We start from the raw sequence: 19872 nt of genomic DNA, 5'->3' as shown, positions 1-19872 counted from the left end.
CATGAACATTCAGTCCGTTCCTCTACTCGAGGCCAGGGACCTGACCAAATCCTTCGACTCGGTACGCGCGCTGGGCGGGGTGTCGCTACGCATCCCGGAAGGCGAGGTCACCGCGCTCGTCGGCGACAACGGAGCCGGGAAATCCACGCTGGTGCGCTGCCTGACCGGCGTGCAGTCCCCCGACACCGGTCAGATCCTGTTCCGCGGCGAACCGGTGCGGCTGCGCTCCCCCGAGGATGCGCGCAAGATGGGGATCGAAACCGTCTACCAGGATCTGGCCCTGATCGATGATCTGACGGTGTGGCAGAACCTGTTCCTCAATCGGGAACTGGTGTATCCGCTCGGAATCGTCAACCGCCGCGGCATGATCGCGCGCAGCGGGGAGATCATGCGCGAGTTGGACGTCGACGTGCCCTCGGTCCGCACCACCGTGCGCCGGATGAGCGGCGGCCAGCGCCAATCCATCGCCATCGCCCGCGCGGTCGCCTGGGGCAAGGCCATGGTGATCATGGACGAGCCCACCGCCGCACTGGGCGTCCGGGAAACCGCCGCGGTGGAGAAACTGGTCCGAGGATTGCGCGATCGCGGCGTCACGGTGCTCATCATCAGCCACGACCTGGCTCAGGTGATGCGCGTCTGCGATAACGTCGTGGTCCTGCGCCGGGGCAGAACCGTTGCCTCACATCGGATCTCGGAAGTCGACGGGGATCGGCTCGTCGGTCTCATCACCGGCGCGATTCCCGGAGATCCGGCAGCCTCGCGGGACGGGGACGTCCGGGTCGACGACATCACAACGGCCTCCGAGGCGGCATCGTGACCGTTGTCGTGGTGGGTTCGGTGAATGTGGATGTGGTGAGCGAGGTCGAACGGTTGCCCGCGCCCGGGGAGACGGTGCTGGCGTTGCGGTCGCGAACGAATCTGGGCGGCAAGGGATCCAATCAGGCCGTCGCCGCCGCACGGGCCGGAGGCCGGGTGGAATTCGTCGCCCGGGTGGGTGCGGATGCCGATCCCGGACTGTGGAAGTCGTTGCTGGAGTATGGCATCGGCCTCACGGCGGTTCGCGAGGTGCCCGACAGCCGGACCGGCACCGCGTATATCACCGTGGCCGGCGGGGAGAACCAGATCGTGGTGGATCCCGGGGCCAACTTCGGTTGGGAGAGCGAATCCGGACTGGACGGACTGACCGTCGAGGCCGGACTGCTCGAGACGGCGCAGGTCGTGGTGGCACAACTGGAAATCCCTGTGCGCGTGGTCGATTGGATTTCCACACGGGCCCGGCGGTTCATTCTCAACGCGGCGCCCGCGATGCGGCTGTCCGAAGATCTGCTACGCCGCTGCGATCCGCTGATCGTCAACGAATCCGAATTGGCGGCGGTGAGCGGTTCGGTCCCCGAAACTCCCGAAAAGGCATTCGCGCAGGTCCGGGCACTGTGTCTGCGCGGCGTGCCATCGGTGGTGGCGACGCTGGGCGCAGCCGGTTCGGTATGGGCGCAGAGCGTGGCCGGATCGCCGGTGATCGGCGCCTATCAGCCTGCGCCCCACGTGGATACGGTTGATTCGACCGGCGCCGGCGACGCCTTCGTCGGGGCCCTGGCCACCGCCCTCGCCGAGGGCGCCGAACTCGGCGGGGCCGTCGCCTTCGCCACCGCCGCGGGCGCCCTCGCGGTGCAGTCCCCCGGCACACACGCCTCGTATCCCACCGGTGACCGGATCGCGGCCGCACTCGCGGCGGTACCGCGATCCAGCCCGCTCACTTCGTGATCCGAGCACCCGCCACGCAGACCAGGAGACCCATGCGCACCACCGGAATCATCCACGCCGAACTGGCCGCGGCCCTGACCGGCCTACGCCACACCGATTTGTTCGCGATCAGCGACTCCGGCCTCCCGGTACCCGCCACCGTCCCCGTCATCGACCTCGGCATCTCCTACGGATTCCCCCGCTTCGAGCCGATCCTGAATCTCGTCCTGCACGAGGTGACCGTCGAAGCCGCCTGGGCCAGCCGCGAGGTCACCGCCGAAAACCCGGACGCCGCAGCCCTTCTCACCGAAAATCTGCACGCCGAGCTGCTCGACCACGACTCCTTCAAATCCCGCATCGCCGACTGCCGCTTCGTAGTACGCACCGGCGAGGCCCGGCCCTACGCCAACGTCCTGTTACGCGCCGGGGTCCCCTGGTCCTGACCACAGCATCCCGGACATGCCGGGCACGGGCTGGATGCCCGAACGACGTTCGCGTCGCATACGATCCCCGAATGGCTGAGATCCTGGTGGAACGGCAGGGCAAGGTTGCTGTTGTCACGGTGCATGATCCGGAACGACGCAATGCGTTGACCCGGGAGCTGTCGGCGGGATTGGCGACCGCGGTCGCGGATGCGGAGCACGACCGGGACGTTCATGCGCTGGTCGTCACCGGAACGCCTCCCGCGTTCTGCGCCGGGGCCGATCTCACGGTGCTGGGTGCGGCACGGGAGCAAGGTCTGCGGGAGGTCTACGCGGGATTCCTCGCCGTCGCCAACTGCGCGTTGCCGACCATCGCGGCGGTCGGGGGCGCGGCGGTGGGCGCGGGGCTCAACCTCGCGCTGGCGGCCGATGTCCGCATCGCTGGTCCCCGCGCCCGCTTCGACGCCCGCTTCCTGCAGCTCGGACTTCACCCCGGCGGCGGTATGACGTGGATGGCGCAGCGGGCTCTGGGCCCCCAGCGCACCGCCGCCATGACCCTGTTCGGCGAGATCCTCGACGCCGAAGCCGCCCAAACCGCCGGACTGGTGCACCGAGTCGTACTCGGCGATCACGAGGCTCTCGTCGCCGCCGCCGTCGCCTACGCCCAGCCCGCCGCCGACGCGCCGCGCGACCTGCTCATCGCCACCAAACGCACGCTCCGGACCACCCGCGAACTGCCCGCCCACGCCGACGCCGTCGACGCCGAGATCGCGCCGCAACTGGAGTCACTGGATTCCCCGGAGTTCGCCGACCGCCTCGCCGCGATGCAGGCTCGAATCACTCGCTCACAGTCGTGAGGCACCGCGCCCGAGACAACGCCGCGGCGGAAATCCCGTCCACCCGCCGGTGATCCGGCCCCGCAGCACGTAATTCGCCGAAACCGGCACCGCGGAGCACGATCGCTGATGACATGTTCACACTCGGCGCTACCCGGAGGTAATCATGTTGTCGCTGCAAGAAATTTCCGATCGGCTGGAGATCCAGGATCTGATGGTGCGGTATTCGCACGCCGTCGATACCCGGCAGTGGGATCTGCTGGACGAGGTGTTCACCCCGGACGCGTACATCGACTACAGCGCGATGGGCGGTTCCGCGGGAGATCTGGTGTCCACCAAGGAGTTTCTTGCGACCATGCTGCCGAATTTCCTGGCTTTCCAGCACCTGATCAGCAACTCGTCGATCAGCGTCGACGGGGATACCGCAACCGGACGCACGCTGTGCCACAACCCGATGCTGGTCGCCGATGCGGCGGGTAAGCAGAGCCTGATGCTGTGCGGGCTGTGGTACCTGGACACCTTCGTCCGGGTCGACGGGCAGTGGCGGATTCGACGGCGCGAGGAGGAGAAGGGCTACATGTTCGTCGCGCCGTCGGCGTGATAGCACTCGCCCGCGCATCACCCGGCCGTCTCCCGGCCCATCGTTAGAAACCTGTTACTGTTCCGCCGTGGGCTCAGATTCATCCCTCGCGCTCGGAGCGGTTGCGTGATCGACGATTTCCTCCAGCACTGGACGCTGTACTGCTCGATACCGATCGTTGCCGCACTCATCGGGTGGACCACCAAACTGGTCGCGGTGGAAATGCTGTTCCGGCCACTGGAATTCATCGGCATCCGGCCGTGGCTGGGCTGGCAGGGCGTGGTTCCCAAAGCCGCGCCGCGGATGGCGACCGTCGCGGTGGATCTGATGTTCACCCGGCTCATCGATCCCCGGGAACTGCTGAGCCGCATCGATATCGCCGAACTCACCACTACGCTGCGCGAACCCCTGAACGAGTCCGTAGCGCACATGGTGCACGAGCTGATGATGCGCTACGAACCGCGAATCTGGGTGACCATGCCGGAGTTCGCGCGCACGGCCATGATCGCGCGCGTGCAGCGTGACGTGCCCGCCCTGATCGACGACATCGCGACCGATCTGCGCGTCAACCTCGAGCACGTGATGGACCTGCGCGCCATCGCGATCGATACGCTCGTCAACGACAAGGCGTTGCTGGTGAAGTTGGTGCGTGACATCGGGACCAACGAACTGCGGTTCATCGTGCGCTCGGGGCTGCTGTTCGGCACGGTGCTGGGTTTCGTGCAGATGTTCACCTGGGCGTTCACCCATTCGCCGATGTTGATGCCGCTGTTCGGTGGCATCACCGGGCTGAGTACGGATTGGCTTGCGCTGCAGATGATCTTCCGTCCGGTGAACCGGCGGTGGATTCTGGGCATCGTGCCGTGGCAGGGCCTGTTCCACAAACGACGCGAAGAGGTCTGCAACGACTACGGCAACCTGATCGCCACCGAAATCCTCACTCCCGCAAGAATGCTGGAATCGATCCTGGACGGCGAACGCGCCGACCGGCTGGCCGCGATCCTGTCCCGGCGGATGGGCGAATTCATCGACGCCCAATCCGCCCCCGCCCGGCCGCTGGTCACCCTGGTCGCCGGCGACACCATCGCCGCACTCAAACGCGATACGGTCCCCGAGATGCTCGCCTATATCCGCAGCGCCGCAGCCGGTTTCGAGGAACAGGCCATGCGCACCCTGGACCTGCGCAACCTCGTCGTCGAGAAAACCCGCGACCTCACCGATTCGGAATACGAGGGCCTGCTGCGCCCGGCATTCAAACAGGACGAATGGAAGCTCGTGGCCATCGGCGGCATTCTCGGCTTCCTGGTCGGTGAACTCCAGGTTCACCTCCTGCTCAGCTGATCGTCCCGTCGTTATCGCAGCGGGTCTCACTGAACTGCATTACATTTCAACCAGCGGCGGCCCTGCGTCCGATGGGGGACACAGGGCGCCGTGCGGGCAGTTACAGCGGGGGCATGTGTCGTGCGCGATCAGACCCCCAGACCGGCTGCCAGGGTCGGCCAGGACTTGGGCAGGGCGTCCTTCCAATAGGGCCAGGAATGGGTGCCGATCGCGTTCCAGTCGACCTGGGGATGTAGGCCGACCAGTTTCATCGCCGCCAGGATCGAGATGGTGCAGTCGTGCGCGGCCTGCTCGATCGCGATCGATTCGGTCAAGGTGGCCGGGTACGTGAAGCTGGGGTCGAAGTTGGCGTCGGCGGGCCCGACCACCCCGGTACCGGTGTAGACGAAGACCGGTTTGCCGCGCAGTTGGTCCAGGTGCGCGCTGGGGTCGTGCGCTTTCCACTGCGGGTCGGTCGCGGGGCCCCACATGTTGTCCGGATTTCCGCCGTCGGAGATGACCACCGGGCGCACCGACAATTGCCCGGCGTTACTCGAATACAGGCAGCCGCTGAAGGTGGCCAGTGCCCGGTACAGGGCGGGATTGCGGACGGTCAATGTCGCGGCGGCCTGTGCGCCCATCGAGACACCGCCGATCGCGTTGACGCCGTTGCCTTTCAGCAAGCCGTTCACCAACGGCGGCAACTCGACGGTGAGAAAGGTTTCCCACTTGTTGTGCCCCAGTTTCGGGTCGTCCTTCTCCCAGTCGGTGTAGAAGCTTCCGGGTCCGCCGACCGGCATCACGACGTTGACGGGCTTGTCGGCGAAGAACTGCACGGCGCCACCGCGCATGGCCCAGGTGCTCTGCCCCTCGGTATTGGACGCACCGTTTCCGTCCAGCAGATACAGGGTCGGGCGGGACGACCCCTGATTGGCGGGCAGCAGCACATCGAGCTGGACGATCCGCTGCATCGCCGGAGACTGCACGTATATCTCCTCGCGCTGCGCGGAGATTCGAGTGACGTGGTCGACGGTGGCTTGTGCGTTCGCGATCGATGGAGATGCGCACAACGGCACCACCACCGCCACGACCAAGGCAACGACATACGCCACAGATCGACTTCTGCGAACCGATCCGGCCGCCGAAACAATATTCACGCCAGGCATCGTAGAGAGCGCAACGTCGAAGCAACCCCTTTTCGGCCAAACGGCGCACCGCGAAAAGCGCACGCGCGAGGGCGGTCCGGGCGCGGCCTGTCGGGCGGACCTGGAACGGGCCCGGAAACATCAGGTGAGTGCCTGTGTTTCCGGGCCCGCGTGAAGGGACCACCGACGGATCGGTCAGGAGATCGGCTCGGTCAGGTCGTAGACCGTGGTGCCGCCGACCGTTGTCGCGGTGTAGTGCTGTTCGACCCAGGTCGTGATCTGGGACGCCACTCCGGAGTCGCCGCCGGGGCCACCGTGGCCGCCCGCGATGAAGTAGTGGATGTCGCCCTCGGCCACGTACTGCTCGAACTGCGCCGGCGTCGGGGAGTTGTCACTACCGGTGAAGCCGCCGATCGCCATGACCGAAGCGCCGGTGGACAATTCGAGGCTGCCGGCCGACTGGGAGCCGATCGTGGCCGCGGCCCAGCGGTAGCCGGTGCTGTTCCGCATCAATCGCTGCAGTGCGGTGTTGTTGTCCGTGCCGCCGCCGGGGCCGCCGCCCTGCCCGCCGAACTGCGGAGTCTGATCCGAATTCGTACCGGTCGAGGTCCCGGATGGTGCGCCACCCGAGGATGCCGGGCCCGACGGAACCGCGCTCGGCGCATTCGAACCCGTTGTGCCCGAGGGCTTGTGCGAGCTGCCGCCGCCGAAGCCCCGTCCTGAGTCGGGACCCGAGGTCGGGATGGAACCGGTGTGCACGGTGGCCACGGTGTCCACGGTGTAGGCCGCCGAGCCCGCGATTCCGAACAGCAGGCCCGCCGCCGCGACGATCACCGTGAAGCGGCCCAGCGCATGAGCTCCGACGATGAGCACCGCCGCGATCAGGATCGAGCCCACCAGCACGATCCAGCGCAGCGCCGGATACCAGTCGGGCGTGCGGTCGAGCAGGACGTAGTTCCAGACTCCGGTGCCGGCCAGCATCGCGCCGAGCACCACCCGGGCCGCGAGATTATCTCTGCCGCGCCACAATTCGACCACCGACATGCCGACCAGCGCGGCCACGGCCGGCGCCAGCGCGATCATGTAGTACGGGTGGATGGTGCCCTGCATGAAGCTGAACACGATACCGGTGACGAGAAGCCATCCGCCCCAGAGGATCAGGCCCGCCCGGGTGCGTCCGGTGCGCGGGGTGCGGCGAGTGAACCACAGACCCGCGATCAGCCCGATCAGCGCGGCGGGCAGCATCCAGGAGATCTCGGTGCCGAAGGAGTCGCCGAACAGCCGGGTGATGCCGGTGCTGCCGCCGAACATGGTGCCACCGCCACCGCCGCCCCCGCCGCCGTTGCCTGCACCGCCCAGAACACGCCCCAGGCCGTTGTAGCCCAGCGCCAGCTCGAGCAGGCTGTTGTCGGTGGATCCGCCGATGTACGGCCGGGAAGCGCTGGGCCACAGGGCGACCAGGGCGACGAACCAGCCACCGGAGATCACCATCGTGACACATGCGCCGAGCAGTTTCAGAATGCGCTCGCGCAGGGTGATCGGCGCGGCGACGAGGAAAACCAGTCCCAGCGCGGGCAGCACCAGGAATGCCTGCATCAACTTGGCGAGGAAGGCGAATCCGACCGCGACACCGGTCAGCGCCAGCCAGCGCCCGCTGCCCCTCTCGGTCGCGCGCACCGTGCAGTACGCGGCCGCGACGAGCAGGAAGACCAGCAGCGCGTCCGGGTTGTTGAACCGGAACATCAGCGCGGCCACCGGAGTCAGCGCGAGCGCGCTACCCGCGAGCAGACCCGCCGCCGGACCGCTCCAGCGCCGCACCGCGGCATACACCAGGGCCACCGAGGCCACACCCATCAGCGCCTCGGGCAGCAGCATCGAGAACGAGCTGAACCCGAACAACCGGCCGGACAGGGCCATCACCCACATGGCGGCGGGTGGCTTGTCGACGGTGATGGAGTTACCCGGATCGAGCGAACCGAACAGCAGCGCCTTCCAGCTCTTGGTGCCGGATTGCACTGCGGCGGCGTAGAAGTCGTTGGCCCAGCCGTTGCAGGTCAGGCCCCGGAAGTACAGGAACGCGGCTGCGACCAGCAGAACCCACAGGCTCGGTCGCACCCAGCGCGGTTGGCCGGGCGGTCCGTAGAGCCGGCGATGCCACGGCGGTCGCGTGCGCGGCTCGTCGGGCTCAGCTGGTGCGGCCCGGTGGACGGGCGCGGCGGTGATCGTCATCGGAAGGTCCTCTCCTCGGTCCCTACCATGTTCGGATTGGGCGATGGGCCGGATATTGGTCCGCCCTGTGCGCATCCTGTGAAGTCGAGGCCCGCACCCCACGCACCAACGGCACCCACCCTGACCTGCTGATTCGGCATTTTCCCGGTCGGTGGGCTAAGGTTTCTACTCGCCGTGGGAACACGGTATGCGGATGTAGCGCAGCTGGTAGCGCATCACCTTGCCAAGGTGAGGGTCGCGGGTTCGAATCCCGTCATCCGCTCAGTATTTTCTCCGGCCCAAGATTTCTTTCCCGGCCCAGGACTTCTTCCCCGTGCCCGTCTTCGAGACAACGATTCCGCGCGCCTTCCGGATGTGGAACGGGCGCGGAATCGTTGTCTCGGCCTCCGATCAGCGGGTGGTGGTCAGGTCGTAGACCGTGGTGCCGTCGATGGTCTGGGCGGTGAAATTGGCCCCGACCCACGCGGCGATCCGGGTGTCCGTATCGCTGCCGGTGCTGGTGGAGCCGCCCCGCATGCCGCCCATCACCGAGGCGTCGATGTAGTAGTGGATCTTGCGCTGGGCCACATAGGTTTCGAACTGTTGCAGGGTCGGTGACGGGTCGGTGCCGTTGTAGCCGCCGATGGCCATGACGGGAGAACCGACCGCGAGCTGATATCCGGCGGCGTTGTCCGAGCCGATGGTGGCCGCCGCCCAGGTGTAGTTGCTCACGTTGTTCTTCAGTGCCGCAACGATATTCGCACCCGGATCGGCACTGCCGAACGGGCCGCCGTGCATACCGCCGGGATTTCCGGTCCGAGAGGCGCCGACCGCGGCACCTGCGCCGGGGGCGTTCTGCGCTTGACCGGCGGCCGAATTGCCCCGACCGGCTGCGGCATTCGCACCGCGGTCGGCCGTCGCGCCGCCGTTCCAGTGCCCGCCTCCCGGGCCACCATGGCCGCCGCCCGGGAAGCCTCCCGTGTCGTCCGGCCCCGCCGACGGCATCGCGCCGCTGTGCGTTGTCGACACCGTCGCAATGGAATACGCGGCAGGCGCGGCAAGACCGGTGATCACGGCCGACAACAGCGCCACCGTCGCGACCGCTTCGGGCAGCCGGTCGACCACCAGGATCAGCACCGCCGCGAGCACCGCGGCAACCACGATGGCGGGCGCCAACCACGGCATCCAGCCCGAGGTCCGCCGCAACAGTGTCCAGGCCAGTGCGGCGGTCACGAGCAACGTGCCCGCCAGCACGACGCGAGAGCGAATATCGTTGCGGCTGCGCCACATCAGCGCCGCGCCGATACCGACGGCGCCGCCGATCGCGGGCGCGAGAGCCACGGTGTAGTACGGGTGCAGGATCCCGTTCGCGAAGCTGAACACACCACCGGTGATCACCAGCCAGCCCAACCACACCAGCAGCGACGCGCGAGTGCGGTCCGTGCGCGAAGCGCGTCGGATCACCCACAGGCCGGCCACGCCCAGGATCATCGCCGCCGGGATCAGCCAGGCGATCTGACCGCCCATCGAATCGGCGAACAGCCGGTTCCACCCGACGTCGTAGTTGGTATTGCCCAGCCCGCCGGTCTCATCGCCGGTCAACCGGCCGACGCCGTTGTAGCCCAGGGCCAATTCGAGCACGCTGTTGTGCTGCGAGCCGCCGATATAGGGCCGCGAATCCGCGGGCCACAGCGCCACCAGGGCCAGATACCACCCCGCGGACACCACCATCGCCAGCGCCGCTGCTCCCGCCTGCAGCAGCCGTCGAGGCCACGACCGTTGTGCGGCAAGCAGATACACCACCAGCAGCGCGGGCAGCACCAGGAACGCCTGCAACATCTTGGCCAGGAAACCGAAGCCGATGAACGCACCGGCCAGCGGCAACCACCATGCGGCAGAGCCCTTCTCGACCGCTCGCAACGTGCAATAGGCGGCCACGGTCAGCATCAGGACCAGCAGCGCGTCCGGATTGTCGTAGCGGAACATCAAGGCGGCCACGGGAGTCAGCGCCAGCACGGCACCTGCCAGGATCCCGGCCCAGTGCCCACCGGCCCGCCGCACCGCGGCATACAGCACCGCGACCGCCGCGACTCCCTCGAGCGCCTGCGGTACGAGCAGACTCCACGCATTGAAGCCGAACAGCCGGGCGGAGATGTCCATCACCCACAGCGCGCCGGGCGTCTTGTCCACGGTGATCGAATTCGCCGCGTCACTGGATCCGAACAGCATCGCCTTCCAACTCGACGACCCGGCCTGTACGGCCGCGGCGTAGAACTGGTTCGCCCAGCCGCTCGCACCCAGATCCCACAGGTACAGCACCGCCGTCGCGACCAGAAGGGCCGCCGGACTCAGGCGACGAATCCGCCGCGGACGCCGCGATCCGGCGGGCAGCGGCGCCGTCGGGGCGGGTACAGGTTCCAGCAATGTCGAGGTCACGCCGTAATTCTTCGGATCATTCGTGGCTCCTGACTTGGTCACCGCTGTGCACTGGCTGTGAGCCCGGGTGAGCGGTGTTCCGCACGTCACCAACGACGATGACGCGCCGAGCGGACGTGACGAATATCCGCGGGTGAGGTGCGAGCTGTCGAGGGACGCCGCCCAGAGGTCTTCGTCTCGCACGTTGCGAGTCCTGAACCAGGCCGGGCGATCGGCGGCGCACCCTGGACCAGCGGCAGCCGAACGGTGAATTCGGTACGGCCGGGCACGCTGTCCACGGCGATCTCGCCGTCGTGCGCCTTGACCACGGCGGCCACGATCGCCAGACCCAGCCCGGTGCTGCCCGCATGACGCGACCGCGAGGAGTCACCACGGGCGAACCGCTGGAACACCTCGGGTTGCAGCGCGGCGGGGATGCCGGGCCCGTCGTCCCGCACGGTCCACACCGCCGAACCAGCGGCGGCATCGATATCCAGCGCGGCGACGACGGTGGTACCCGGCGGGGTGTGCACGCGGGCGTTGGTGAGCAGATTCGCCAGCACCTGATGCAGCCGCGCGACATCGCCGACGACCATCACCGGACGATCCGGCAATGACAGATCCCAATGGTGATCCGGGCCCGCGACGTGGGCATCACTGACCGCGTCGACGGTCAGCGGGGTCAGATCGACCGGCTGGCGTTCGAGCGGGCGGCCCGAATCCAGCCTGGCCAGCAGCAGCAGATCCTCCACCAGACCGGACATCCGATGCGCGGCGGCATCCACCCGGCCCATGGCATCCGCGACGACCGGCGGCACATCGTCCCGATTCCGTTGCGCCAGTTCGGTATAGCCGCGGATCGCGGCCAGCGGAGTACGCAACTCGTGACTGGCGTCCGCGACGAACTGTCGCACCCGCGTCTCGCTGTCATGCCGGGCCGACAGCGCTCCGGCGATATGGTCGAGCATCCGGTTCACCGCCGCGCCGAGCTTCCCGACCTCGGTTCCCGGATCGGAGTCCGACTCCGGAACACGTACGGGCAGTTCGACTTCCCCACGATCCAGCGGCAACCGGGCTACCCGCGCGGCGGTCGAGGCGACCCGATCCAGCGGCGCCAGGGCACGACGGATCACCCAGACGCCCACGGTGATCGCGACGGCCAGCGCTACGATCGTGACGATCACCGAAACCGCCAGTCCCCGCACGAGTGTCGCGTTCACCGAAGCCATCGGCAGGCCGCTGACGACGGTGGTGTGCTCGAAGGTCTCACTCGCCACGACCCGATAGCTGCCGACCCCGTCCAGGTCCATCGTGACCGGCTTGCCGTCGACCGCGAGATTCGCCAGCTGACTCTTCGCGGTGTCGCTCAGCGATACCTGACTGCCGTCGGAGCCGATTTTGCCTGCGGCCGTGACCTTTCCGCCAGCAACCACGGCACCGATGGAATCGGGCTGGATGCCGCCGCGATCGAGGAAGGTCGGGCCCGGCCCGGAGGTCTTGGACTCCGGCGGACGCGGCGGCGGATGCGCGGCGATGTCATCCGGGAGGTGACCGACGCTGGGACCACCACCGGAATCGAACAGGGCGTGGGTCTCGGTGTCCATCAGCTGCGAATCCAGCTGGTGAACCAGGAACTGTTGCAGCGCAAGCTCTGTCGCGGCCCCGATGCCGACGACCACGAGTACCAGCAGCAGCACCTGGCCGACCAGCAGCCGCAGTCGCAGCGACCAGCGTCGCGGGGACCAGCGGCCGGAGCGGGGGTAGGGGTCCTGTTCTCCGGCGGATTGCTGCGCCGAACCCGCTGGAGAACGCCGCCGCAAAGTTCTGGAGCGATCGGAATCGACTGTCTCCCTGCCGGATTCACGAGATCCGAAGCCGGTGCCGGACAGCCGCCGCAATGGCGCCGCCGCCGCGCCGGAAGCCGGTGGCTCAGGTTGCGGGTTTGAGGACATAGCCCGCACCCCGGAGCGTATGGATCATCGGCTCGCGGCCGTTGTCGATCTTCTTACGCAGGTAGGAGACGTACAGCTCGACGATATTGGAGGTGCCGCCGAAGTCGTAGTTCCAGACCCGGTCCAGGATCTGCGCCTTGCTCAGCACACGTTTGGGATTGCGCATGAAGAAGCGCAGCAATTCGAATTCGGTGGAGGTCAGGTTGATCGGGTCGCCGCCGCGGGTCACCTCGTGGCTGTCCTCGTCCAGGACGAGATCGCCGACGACGATCTGAGCGCCGCTGTCGTGCATCGTGATTCCGGTACGCCGCAGCAGAGCACGCAGCCGCAGCACGACCTCTTCGATGCTGAACGGCTTGGTGACGTAGTCGTCGCCGCCGGCGGTGAGTCCGGCGATGCGGTCCTCGACCGAATCCTTGGCGGTCAGCAGGAGGACGGGCAGGTGGGCGATCTCCGCACGCATCTTGCCCAGCACCTCGAGTCCGGTCATATCGGGCAGCATGACGTCCAGGACGACCACGTCAGGGCGGGTCTCGCGGGCGCGGGCGATGGCGGTGCGGCCGTCACCGGCGCTGTGCACCTCCCAGCCCTCGAACCGCAGCGCCATCGACAACATCTCGGCCAGCATCGGCTCGTCGTCGACGACCAGCACGGTCACGGGACTGCCGTCGGCGCGGCGCATCACGGGGCGTTCGGTCGGGGTATTGACACTGGTCATAGCGGTCACCTCATCATGGTCACGCCCGCCGCTCGGAGCGGGCTTTGTCCCTGCTGTGCGCTACCTGTGAAACGTACCCCACCCCGGAAAACCGCCCTGACCAGCGCACACATATCCAATGCTGACTCCGTGCACAGCCCGCACCCAGCTTCGCCGCACACGGTGGAGCGAACACCGACGACCCTGTCGGGCCCTCGTACCCAAGGAGTACCTCCCTCATGACCGCTCCCGAGCAGCCCCCGCGCCCCGAGCAGCCCGATCACACCGAGCCGATCCAGGCCGAACCGCCCCGGACCGAGCCGACCTGGGGCGGGCCGCAGACCACCCCCTCGACCTGGACCACCCGCAAGACCATCGCCACGGTCGGCATCGCCGCGGCGATCGCCGCCGTGGGCGGCGGCGTGATCTACGCGGCCTCGGGCAATTCGTCCGAGCACGGCGGATTCGGCGGCCCGGGCGGCGGCCCCGGCTGGAGTATGAACGGACCCGGCGGCCAGGGCGCGGCGAATGCCTCCGGTCCGGGCGGAGCCGACTCCGCACCCGGTGACGCGATCGGCGCACCAACCCTGCACGGACAGTTCGTCATCTCCGACGGCGACGGCGGATACACCACCGAACTCACCCAAACCGGTACCGTCACAGCGATTTCCGCCGATTCGATCACCGCGAAGAGCACCGACGACTACACGCACACCTATACGATCAACACCTCGACACAGTCCGAGTCCGGCTTGAAAGTCGGTGACACCGTGAGTATCCGGGCCACCGATGCGAACGGAACGTCCACGGCTACGGTCATCACCGAGCCCAGCGCCGATCAGAACAGCAACAATTCGAGCAGCCGCAGCAGCCGCATGTTCGGGGTGCGTTGACGATCATGTCACCCGGTACATGAAGCCGCGGTGGGCCTGGTAACCGCAGGGTCACTCATGTTCGGGCGTCGGCGTGAGGTAGCGGTGACGCTTTCGAACCGACAACAGGAGACTGTACTAGTCTAGTAGTTTCAGTAAGAACTGAAACTACTAGACACATAAGAGGGTCGGAGGCGATGAGTGCACCGGGTGCCGACAACGAACGGTTACTGGAGTGGGTCGAGCAGGTGGCGATGTTCTGCACGGGGGAGTACGGGGTGCCGCCGATCGCGGGCCGGATCCTGGGTTGGTTGATGATCTGCGATCCGGCGGAGCAGTCCGCCGAGCAGATCTGCGGGGTGATCGGTGCGAGCCGGGCGTCACTGGCGACCAACATGCGAGTGCTGACTGATGCGGGTTTCATACGGCGCCGCTCGAGACCGGGTGAGCGCACGAACTATTACCGGATGGACGACGACGCGTGGGAAACCGTGGTGCGTCGCCGGGTGGCCTCCCTGGCCGCGTTCCGTGATGTCATCGCCACGGGAATCGACCTGTCGGGAACAGGGTCGGCCCGGTCCCGGCGGCTACGGGCCGCGCACGACGTTTACGACTGGATGGCCAAGCGACTCACCGACGAACCTCTGCCTTTCGAAAAGGACAGCAAGCGATGACCGAATCTGTAGAGCGTGGCCGGACCGCGATAGTAGTTGGTGGCGGGATCGGCGGGCTCGCCGCGGCGATCGGGCTGCGGCGGGCCGGATGGTCGGTCACGGTACTGGAGCGACGTGCCGATACCGGCGAGGTCGGGGCTGGCTGGTCGTTCGCACCCAACGCCGTCCGCGCTGTGGATGCGCTGGGGATAGGCGAAGAATTCCGTGCTGTGTCGGTTCCGACACAGGCCGGTGCGACGCTGCGCACCCCCGACGGCCGCTATCTCATGCGATTCCGTCCAGGACGTGATACGGCACTGCTGGCCAACCATCGCGCCGATCTGCACGGTGTGCTGCATGCGAACCTTCCGGCCGAATGCGTGGTCCCTGCCGCGGAAGTCATCGGCGTCGAGCAATCCGGCAGCGAGGCGACTGTCACCTACCGCACCGCGGAAGGATCGCGGCGAGCCACCGCCGATGTGGTCGTGGGAGCCGACGGTATCCGCAGCACAATCCGGCGGTCCGTCTTCCCGAAAGCGCCCGAACCGGTGTTTCAGCGCATTCTGTGCTGGCGGGGGGTCACCACGTCCGGCGCGGTATGGCCGGTCGACGGATTCCAGACCTGGGGTCGCGGAGCACGTTTCGGGGCACACCCGCTGGCCGGCCAGCGCGTGTTCTGGTTCCTCGCCATCCGCTGCGACCAGCCCGGCATTCGATACGACGACGATCTCACCGAGATCGGCCGCCGCGTCGGCTACTGGCACGACCCGATCCCCGCCATGCTGGCCGCGACACCGCCGGAAGCGATTCTGCGCCATGATATTTACGACCTCGAGCCGCTCGAGTCGTACATCGATCGCCGGGTCGTGCTGCTCGGTGACGCCGCGCACGCGATGACTCCGTTCCTGGCTCAAGGTGCTTGTCAGGCGTTCGAGGATGCGTGCGTGCTGGCCGCGCAACTGTCAGGTGACACCGAAATCCCCACTGCCCTGGCGGGCTACGACCGGCTGCGCCGGCCCCGCAGCCAACGGGTGGAGCGCATGGCCCGCCAGGACCCGCGAATCAGCCTGTCCACCAACCCTTTCACTTACAGCCTCATGACCGGGCTGACCAGTCTGGCAGGCAGCGGTATCGGCGCCCGCAAGTCCGCCCACCTGTGGGATTGGACCCCACCCACCATCAACACACACCCAGCCACGGTGAAAGGCGAATGACATGACTGTCGAGCACGTGATGTTCCGCAGTGACCAGGTCCGATGCGCTGGCGATCTCTATCTGCCGGACGAGATCGACGATCCATCCCCCCTTCCCGCGGTCGTGATGGGTCACAGTGTGCACATGGTCAAGGAGGCACTGGCGCCGCATGCGGACTATCTGGTCCGGGCCGGATATGCCGTGCTGGCCGTCGACTACCGCACCATCGGATCCAGCGAAGGCACACCTCGGGGGCAGGTCTTTCCCGGCCGTTACGTCGACGACGTCCGCAACGCTCTGTCCTATCTGGAAACACGTCGTGAAATCGACCCGCGGCGGATCGGTGTGTGGGGCCACAGTCTCGGCGCGACCGTAGCCATCCAGGCAGCTGCGATCGACCGCAGGATCGCCTGCCTCGCCTGCCAGAACCCGAGCATGTTCAACGGCTGGCGAGCCTTGGAGAAGAGCCGCGGCCGCGCCGGTGTGCAAGCCCTGCTCGACACGATCGACCGCGACCAGCAACAACGGTTCGCAACCGGCACCGGAATGCGCATCCCGCTGCTCGGTACCGGCGATCCCCACATCGTCGACTACCTGACCCTGGCCAAAGAAGCATTTCCCAGTTTCGACGACGAGGTGCAGGTGGAATCCCTGGCCCACATCCTCGCCTGGACGCCGGAAGTCTTCCTGACCCGAGTGGCGCCGCGGCCGCTGCTGATGGTCACCGGAAGTGCGGACCTCACCCACGACATCGACGAAGTCCTCACCGCCTTCGCTGCTGCCCACGAACCGAAACAGCTCGAGATACTGCCCTACGACGAACGCGGCCTCACCATCGAACCCGGCCTCGGCCAAGCCATGGCCATAGCCGTCGACTGGTTCGATCACCACCTACGCACAGCAGCCACCATCACCACCTCCCCACCCGCCAGCCAAGTCCGATCCCAAGGCCTACGCACAGAATTCCGTTGACACGAACACAACAGCAGCACAACAGAGCGTCCAGGGTCAGGCTCGGTGCCGCTCGCGACGGACGAATTCACTGACCTGCGCGGCCGCGGGCGGGTCCGCTCCACGGCGGGTGCAGGTCAGGGCCGCTATCAGCGCCGCCTCGTCCAGGAGTTGCACCAGGTCGGTTTCGCTTATGGCGCGCAAAGCTTTTCGACGGTCAGCACCCAGCAGGTCGCGACGGTGCAGACCGGCGAGCAGGCCCGTGGAGAAGGCGTCGCCCGCGCCGACGGTATCCATCACCTCGATCGACAGGCCGGGGCGGTGAATCGGGGTGCGATCCTCGGCGGTAGCGGCGAGGGCGCCGTCACCACCGAGGGTGACGACGACCAACGCCGGGCCCCGGCATGCCCAGTCCGTGAGGACGTCCCGCGGCGAACGTCCAGGGTAGAGCCAGGCCAGATCCTCCGAACCGACCTTGACCACATCGGCCAGCGGTAGCACCGTGTCGACCCGGGTCCGCGCCTGTTCATGATTCATCAACTGCGGCCGCATATTCGGGTCGTAGGAGATCGTCGCGACGGGTCGGGCGCGTTCGATCAGGCGAAGTAGAGCGTCGGCGCCGGGCTGCTGGGTCATCGCCAGCGAGCCGGTGTGCAGGGCGACGACGCCACCGTCGAGCGCATCGGCGAGTTCGGCATCGGTCCACTGCCAATCCGCGGTGCCGTCGATGCGGAAGTCGTACTGCGCCACACCGTTCGCGTCCAGATCGACGATGGCAAGGGAGGTCGGTTCCCGCGCCTGAATCGTATGGTCGAGGCTTATGCCGTTGTGCCGCAGATGGTTCCGGACTCGGTTACCCATCGCGCCCACGCCGATGCGCGCAAGCATCCGCACCGGAGTAGCCAACCGGGCCAACCCCACCGCGACATTGGCCGGGCTGCCGCCGGGCATCGCCACGAACTGTCCCGGAGCGTCGGCGGGCACGAGGTCGACCAGCGCCTCCCCGGCGACGGCGATGATCCGCGCTGCCCCACCGGCGTCTTCCACACTCTCCTCAGCCCCGGACACGGTGACTGTCCACCTCCTCACCGGCCATCGCCCCGGTCATGATGGCGACAGCGTCGGACATCGAGAACTCGTGCGGTTCGATAACCGCTACCCGGCGGCCCAGCCGCTGGATGTGCACGCGGTCGGCGATCTCGAAGACGTTGGGCATGTTGTGGCTGATCACGATCACCGCCAGGCCGCGGTCGCGGACCTCACGGATCAGATCGAGTACCATGCCGGTTTCCTTGACCCCGAGGGCCGCGGTGGGCTCGTCCATGATCACTACATGCCGGGCGAAGGCAGCGCTACGCGCCACCGCCACCCCCTGACGCTGCCCACCCGAGAGCGTCTCCACGGACTGCTTCATCGATCGGATGCCGATCTTCAGATTCGCCATGTGCTCCTGGGATTCGCGGACCATCCGATCCTTGTCCAGCATCCGGAACACCGAACCCAGGATGCCGCGGCGGCGCAATTCCCTGCCCAGGAACAGATTCTCGGCTATATCGAGCGCGGGAGCCACCGCCAGATCCTGATACACCGTCTCGATGCCGGCGCGGCGGGCATCGAGGGGACGGCGGAATCGCATCGGCTTGCCATCCAGGAGGATCTCGCCCTCGTCCGGAGCCACCGCACCCGAAAGCGTTTTGATCAGAGTGGATTTCCCAGCGCCGTTATCGCCGATCACCGCGAGGATCTCGTTCGGATACAGGTCGAAGTCGGCGCCGTCCAGCGCGGTGACATGGCCGTAACGCTTCACCAGTCCCTTCGCCTGCAGGACAGGCTGTTTCAACTCACTCATCTCTGCGCCCTCCTGCGGTTGAACTGGTCCACGGCCACCGCGGCGATCACCAGGATGCCGGTGATCAGCGTCTGATAGATCGACGCGACGCCCATGAGCTGCAGGCCGTTTCGGATGATTCCGACGATCAGCGCGCCCAGCAGCGTTCCGATCACACTGCCGCGCCCGCCGAACAAGCTGGTGCCGCCGAGAACCACGGCGGTGATCGAGTCGAGATTGTCGGTCTGCCCCGCATTCGGATCACCCACCCCGGTGCGCGCGACCAGCAGCAACGCGGCCAGGCCGTAGATCAGCCCGGCGACGGTGTAGACGCCGAGAAGGACTCGGCGCGTGTCTATTCCGCTCAGCCGCGCGGCCTCGGGATTGTTTCCGACGGCATAGACGTGCCGCCCGGCCGAGGTCTGCCGCAGCACATACCACGCCACGGCGAACAGCACCAGCATGGCCACCGAGCCATAGGTGATGTCGGTGCTGCCGAGCGGGAACGTCCGGTCGAAGAAGGTGAGCATCGGAGGCAGTCCCGAGATGGTCTGCTCCTGTGAATAGATGTGCGTCAGCGCGAACGCGACACCGTAGGTACCGAGCGTGACGATGAACGGCGGCAACTTCAGCATGCTGACCAGCGAGCCGTTCACCAGTCCGAATGCCGCGGTCAGCGCCAGGCCCAGCACGATCGCCAGCAGCGGCGGCAGCCCGGAGTCCACGGCCAGTTTCGTGATCGCGATATTGCCCAGCGCCATCACCGCACCGTTGGACAGGTCGATACCGGCGGTGAGGATGACCAGCGTCTGCCCGATGGCCAGTGTCCCGACCTCCATCACCTGCTGCACGATCAGCGAAAAGTTGCCGCCGGTGAGGAACCGGTCGGATTCGGCGGCGAAGAAGACCACGGCGATGAGGATCGCCGCGACCGGGCCGAAGTTCGGCAGATTCAGCACGCGCGTCAGGGTCGACGAAATCGACCGCGGCGGAGTGCTTTGCGGGGCGGAGGTGGTGGCGGTCATGCGAATCCTTGCTTCGGTGAAGTGTGGCCTGGGG

18 protein-coding genes and 1 tRNA gene are annotated in these 19872 nt (G+C 67.1%); 11 read left to right on the top strand and 8 right to left on the bottom strand.

What is annotated here, in order from left to right; genetic code table 11:
- The first annotated feature begins 1 nt into the window (after position 1).
- From NV1_RS28245 to NV1_RS28220, 6 genes are all read left to right on the top strand, one after another.
- Positions 2-817, top strand: a complete 816-nt coding sequence (locus NV1_RS28245; RefSeq protein ID WP_067897902.1) for an ATP-binding cassette domain-containing protein — start codon at positions 2-4, stop codon at positions 815-817.
- Entirely contained in the window at positions 814-1761 is a 948-nt protein-coding gene (locus tag NV1_RS28240; protein ID WP_067897899.1) for a ribokinase, read from the top strand. The genes NV1_RS28245 and NV1_RS28240 overlap by 4 nt, the downstream gene beginning before the upstream one ends.
- A 32-nt stretch (positions 1762-1793) precedes the next feature.
- Positions 1794-2183, top strand: coding sequence for a D-ribose pyranase (gene rbsD, locus NV1_RS28235; RefSeq protein WP_067897896.1), 390 nt, complete (start codon positions 1794-1796; stop codon positions 2181-2183).
- A gap of 71 nt (positions 2184-2254) precedes the next feature.
- A complete protein-coding gene (locus tag NV1_RS28230; protein WP_067897893.1) occupies positions 2255-3019 on the top strand; it encodes an enoyl-CoA hydratase in 765 nt (254 codons plus the stop codon).
- Between the two features lie 145 nt (positions 3020-3164).
- A complete protein-coding gene (locus tag NV1_RS28225) occupies positions 3165-3599 on the top strand; it encodes a nuclear transport factor 2 family protein (protein ID WP_067897890.1) in 435 nt (144 codons plus the stop codon).
- Positions 3600-3704: 105 nt separating this feature from the next.
- Entirely contained in the window at positions 3705-4919 is a 1215-nt protein-coding gene (locus tag NV1_RS28220; RefSeq protein WP_067897887.1) for a DUF445 family protein, read from the top strand.
- Between the two features lie 128 nt (positions 4920-5047).
- Here the strand turns inward: NV1_RS28220 and NV1_RS28215 are convergent, their stop codons facing one another.
- Positions 5048-6010 carry an alpha/beta hydrolase gene (locus NV1_RS28215; RefSeq protein WP_245713965.1) on the bottom strand — a complete coding sequence of 321 codons (963 nt, stop codon included), beginning with the start codon at positions 6008-6010 and terminating at the stop codon, positions 5048-5050.
- Positions 6011-6238: 228 nt separating this feature from the next.
- Entirely contained in the window at positions 6239-8272 is a 2034-nt protein-coding gene (locus NV1_RS28210) for an ArnT family glycosyltransferase (RefSeq protein WP_067897881.1), read from the bottom strand.
- Positions 8273-8461: 189 nt separating this feature from the next.
- Here NV1_RS28210 and NV1_RS28205 point away from each other — a divergent pair.
- A tRNA-Gly gene (locus tag NV1_RS28205) sits at positions 8462-8534 on the top strand.
- A gap of 128 nt (positions 8535-8662) precedes the next feature.
- Here the strand turns inward: NV1_RS28205 and NV1_RS28200 are convergent.
- From NV1_RS28200 to NV1_RS28190, 3 genes are all read right to left on the bottom strand, one after another.
- Entirely contained in the window at positions 8663-10687 is a 2025-nt protein-coding gene (locus tag NV1_RS28200) for an ArnT family glycosyltransferase (RefSeq protein WP_084525853.1), read from the bottom strand.
- Between the two features lie 86 nt (positions 10688-10773).
- On the bottom strand, positions 10774-12618 hold the full coding sequence (locus NV1_RS28195) for a sensor histidine kinase (protein WP_084525852.1): 1845 nt from the start codon (positions 12616-12618) through the stop codon (positions 10774-10776).
- Complete coding sequence (locus NV1_RS28190; RefSeq protein WP_169813424.1) at positions 12596-13300, bottom strand: response regulator transcription factor; 705 nt, start codon at positions 13298-13300, stop codon at positions 12596-12598. Before NV1_RS28190 ends, NV1_RS28195 begins: the two co-directional genes overlap by 23 nt.
- Positions 13301-13554: 254 nt before the next feature.
- Between NV1_RS28190 and NV1_RS28185 the strand changes: the two genes are divergently transcribed.
- The 4 genes from NV1_RS28185 to NV1_RS28170 all read left to right on the top strand — a co-directional run bounded on the left by NV1_RS28185 (position 13555) and on the right by NV1_RS28170 (position 17006).
- Positions 13555-14208, top strand: a complete 654-nt coding sequence (locus NV1_RS28185; RefSeq protein ID WP_067897871.1) for a DUF5666 domain-containing protein — start codon at positions 13555-13557, stop codon at positions 14206-14208.
- A gap of 176 nt (positions 14209-14384) precedes the next feature.
- Positions 14385-14861 (top strand): GbsR/MarR family transcriptional regulator, encoded by a 477-nt coding sequence (locus tag NV1_RS28180; RefSeq protein ID WP_067897868.1) that lies wholly within the window; start codon positions 14385-14387, stop codon positions 14859-14861.
- Positions 14858-16054 carry an FAD-dependent monooxygenase gene (locus tag NV1_RS28175; RefSeq protein ID WP_067897866.1) on the top strand — a complete coding sequence of 399 codons (1197 nt, stop codon included), beginning with the start codon at positions 14858-14860 and terminating at the stop codon, positions 16052-16054. The genes NV1_RS28180 and NV1_RS28175 overlap by 4 nt, the downstream gene beginning before the upstream one ends.
- A 1-nt stretch (position 16055) precedes the next feature.
- The gene (locus NV1_RS28170) at positions 16056-17006 is read left to right on the top strand and encodes an alpha/beta hydrolase (RefSeq protein ID WP_067897863.1); all 951 of its coding nucleotides are present in this window, start codon (positions 16056-16058) and stop codon (positions 17004-17006) included.
- A gap of 36 nt (positions 17007-17042) precedes the next feature.
- On the opposite strand, the gene NV1_RS28165 is transcribed toward NV1_RS28170, so the two are convergent.
- From NV1_RS28165 to NV1_RS28155, 3 genes are read right to left on the bottom strand one after another with little or no spacing between them, the layout of a single operon-like run.
- Entirely contained in the window at positions 17043-18053 is a 1011-nt protein-coding gene (locus NV1_RS28165) for a carbohydrate kinase family protein (protein ID WP_218027224.1), read from the bottom strand.
- Complete coding sequence (locus NV1_RS28160) at positions 18040-18834, bottom strand: ATP-binding cassette domain-containing protein (protein WP_067897860.1); 795 nt, start codon at positions 18832-18834, stop codon at positions 18040-18042. Before NV1_RS28160 ends, NV1_RS28165 begins: the two co-directional genes overlap by 14 nt.
- Positions 18831-19838: an ABC transporter permease gene (locus tag NV1_RS28155; RefSeq protein WP_067897856.1), complete on the bottom strand. Its 1008-nt coding sequence runs from the start codon at positions 19836-19838 to the stop codon at positions 18831-18833. Before NV1_RS28155 ends, NV1_RS28160 begins: the two co-directional genes overlap by 4 nt.
- Between the last annotated feature and the right edge of the window lie 34 nt (positions 19839-19872).

Source organism: Nocardia vaccinii NBRC 15922, assembly GCF_001613305.1.
GTDB classification, from domain to species: domain Bacteria; phylum Actinomycetota; class Actinomycetes; order Mycobacteriales; family Mycobacteriaceae; genus Nocardia; species Nocardia vaccinii.
This window is presented reverse-complemented; position numbering and strand designations above follow the sequence as displayed.

Bases quoted from the DNA above. Each gene is read 5' to 3' on its own strand.
- NV1_RS28245 (WP_067897902.1), top strand. From the start codon at position 2: ATGAACATTCAGTCCGTTCCTCTACTCGAGGCCAGGGACCTGACCAAA.
- rbsD (WP_067897896.1), top strand. From the start codon at position 1,794: ATGCGCACCACCGGAATCATCCACGCCGAACTGGCCGCGGCCCTGACC.
- NV1_RS28230 (WP_067897893.1), top strand. From the start codon at position 2,255: ATGGCTGAGATCCTGGTGGAACGGCAGGGCAAGGTTGCTGTTGTCACG.
- NV1_RS28225 (WP_067897890.1), top strand. From the start codon at position 3,165: ATGTTGTCGCTGCAAGAAATTTCCGATCGGCTGGAGATCCAGGATCTG.
- NV1_RS28210 (WP_067897881.1), bottom strand. From the start codon at position 8,272: ATGACGATCACCGCCGCGCCCGTCCACCGGGCCGCACCAGCTGAGCCC.
- NV1_RS28195 (WP_084525852.1), bottom strand. From the start codon at position 12,618: ATGTCCTCAAACCCGCAACCTGAGCCACCGGCTTCCGGCGCGGCGGCG.
- NV1_RS28190 (WP_169813424.1), bottom strand. From the start codon at position 13,300: ATGCGCCGCGCCGACGGCAGTCCCGTGACCGTGCTGGTCGTCGACGAC.
- NV1_RS28185 (WP_067897871.1), top strand. From the start codon at position 13,555: ATGACCGCTCCCGAGCAGCCCCCGCGCCCCGAGCAGCCCGATCACACC.
- NV1_RS28180 (WP_067897868.1), top strand. From the start codon at position 14,385: ATGAGTGCACCGGGTGCCGACAACGAACGGTTACTGGAGTGGGTCGAG.
- NV1_RS28175 (WP_067897866.1), top strand. From the start codon at position 14,858: ATGACCGAATCTGTAGAGCGTGGCCGGACCGCGATAGTAGTTGGTGGC.
- NV1_RS28170 (WP_067897863.1), top strand. From the start codon at position 16,056: ATGACTGTCGAGCACGTGATGTTCCGCAGTGACCAGGTCCGATGCGCT.
- NV1_RS28160 (WP_067897860.1), bottom strand. From the start codon at position 18,834: ATGAGTGAGTTGAAACAGCCTGTCCTGCAGGCGAAGGGACTGGTGAAG.
- NV1_RS28155 (WP_067897856.1), bottom strand. From the start codon at position 19,838: ATGACCGCCACCACCTCCGCCCCGCAAAGCACTCCGCCGCGGTCGATT.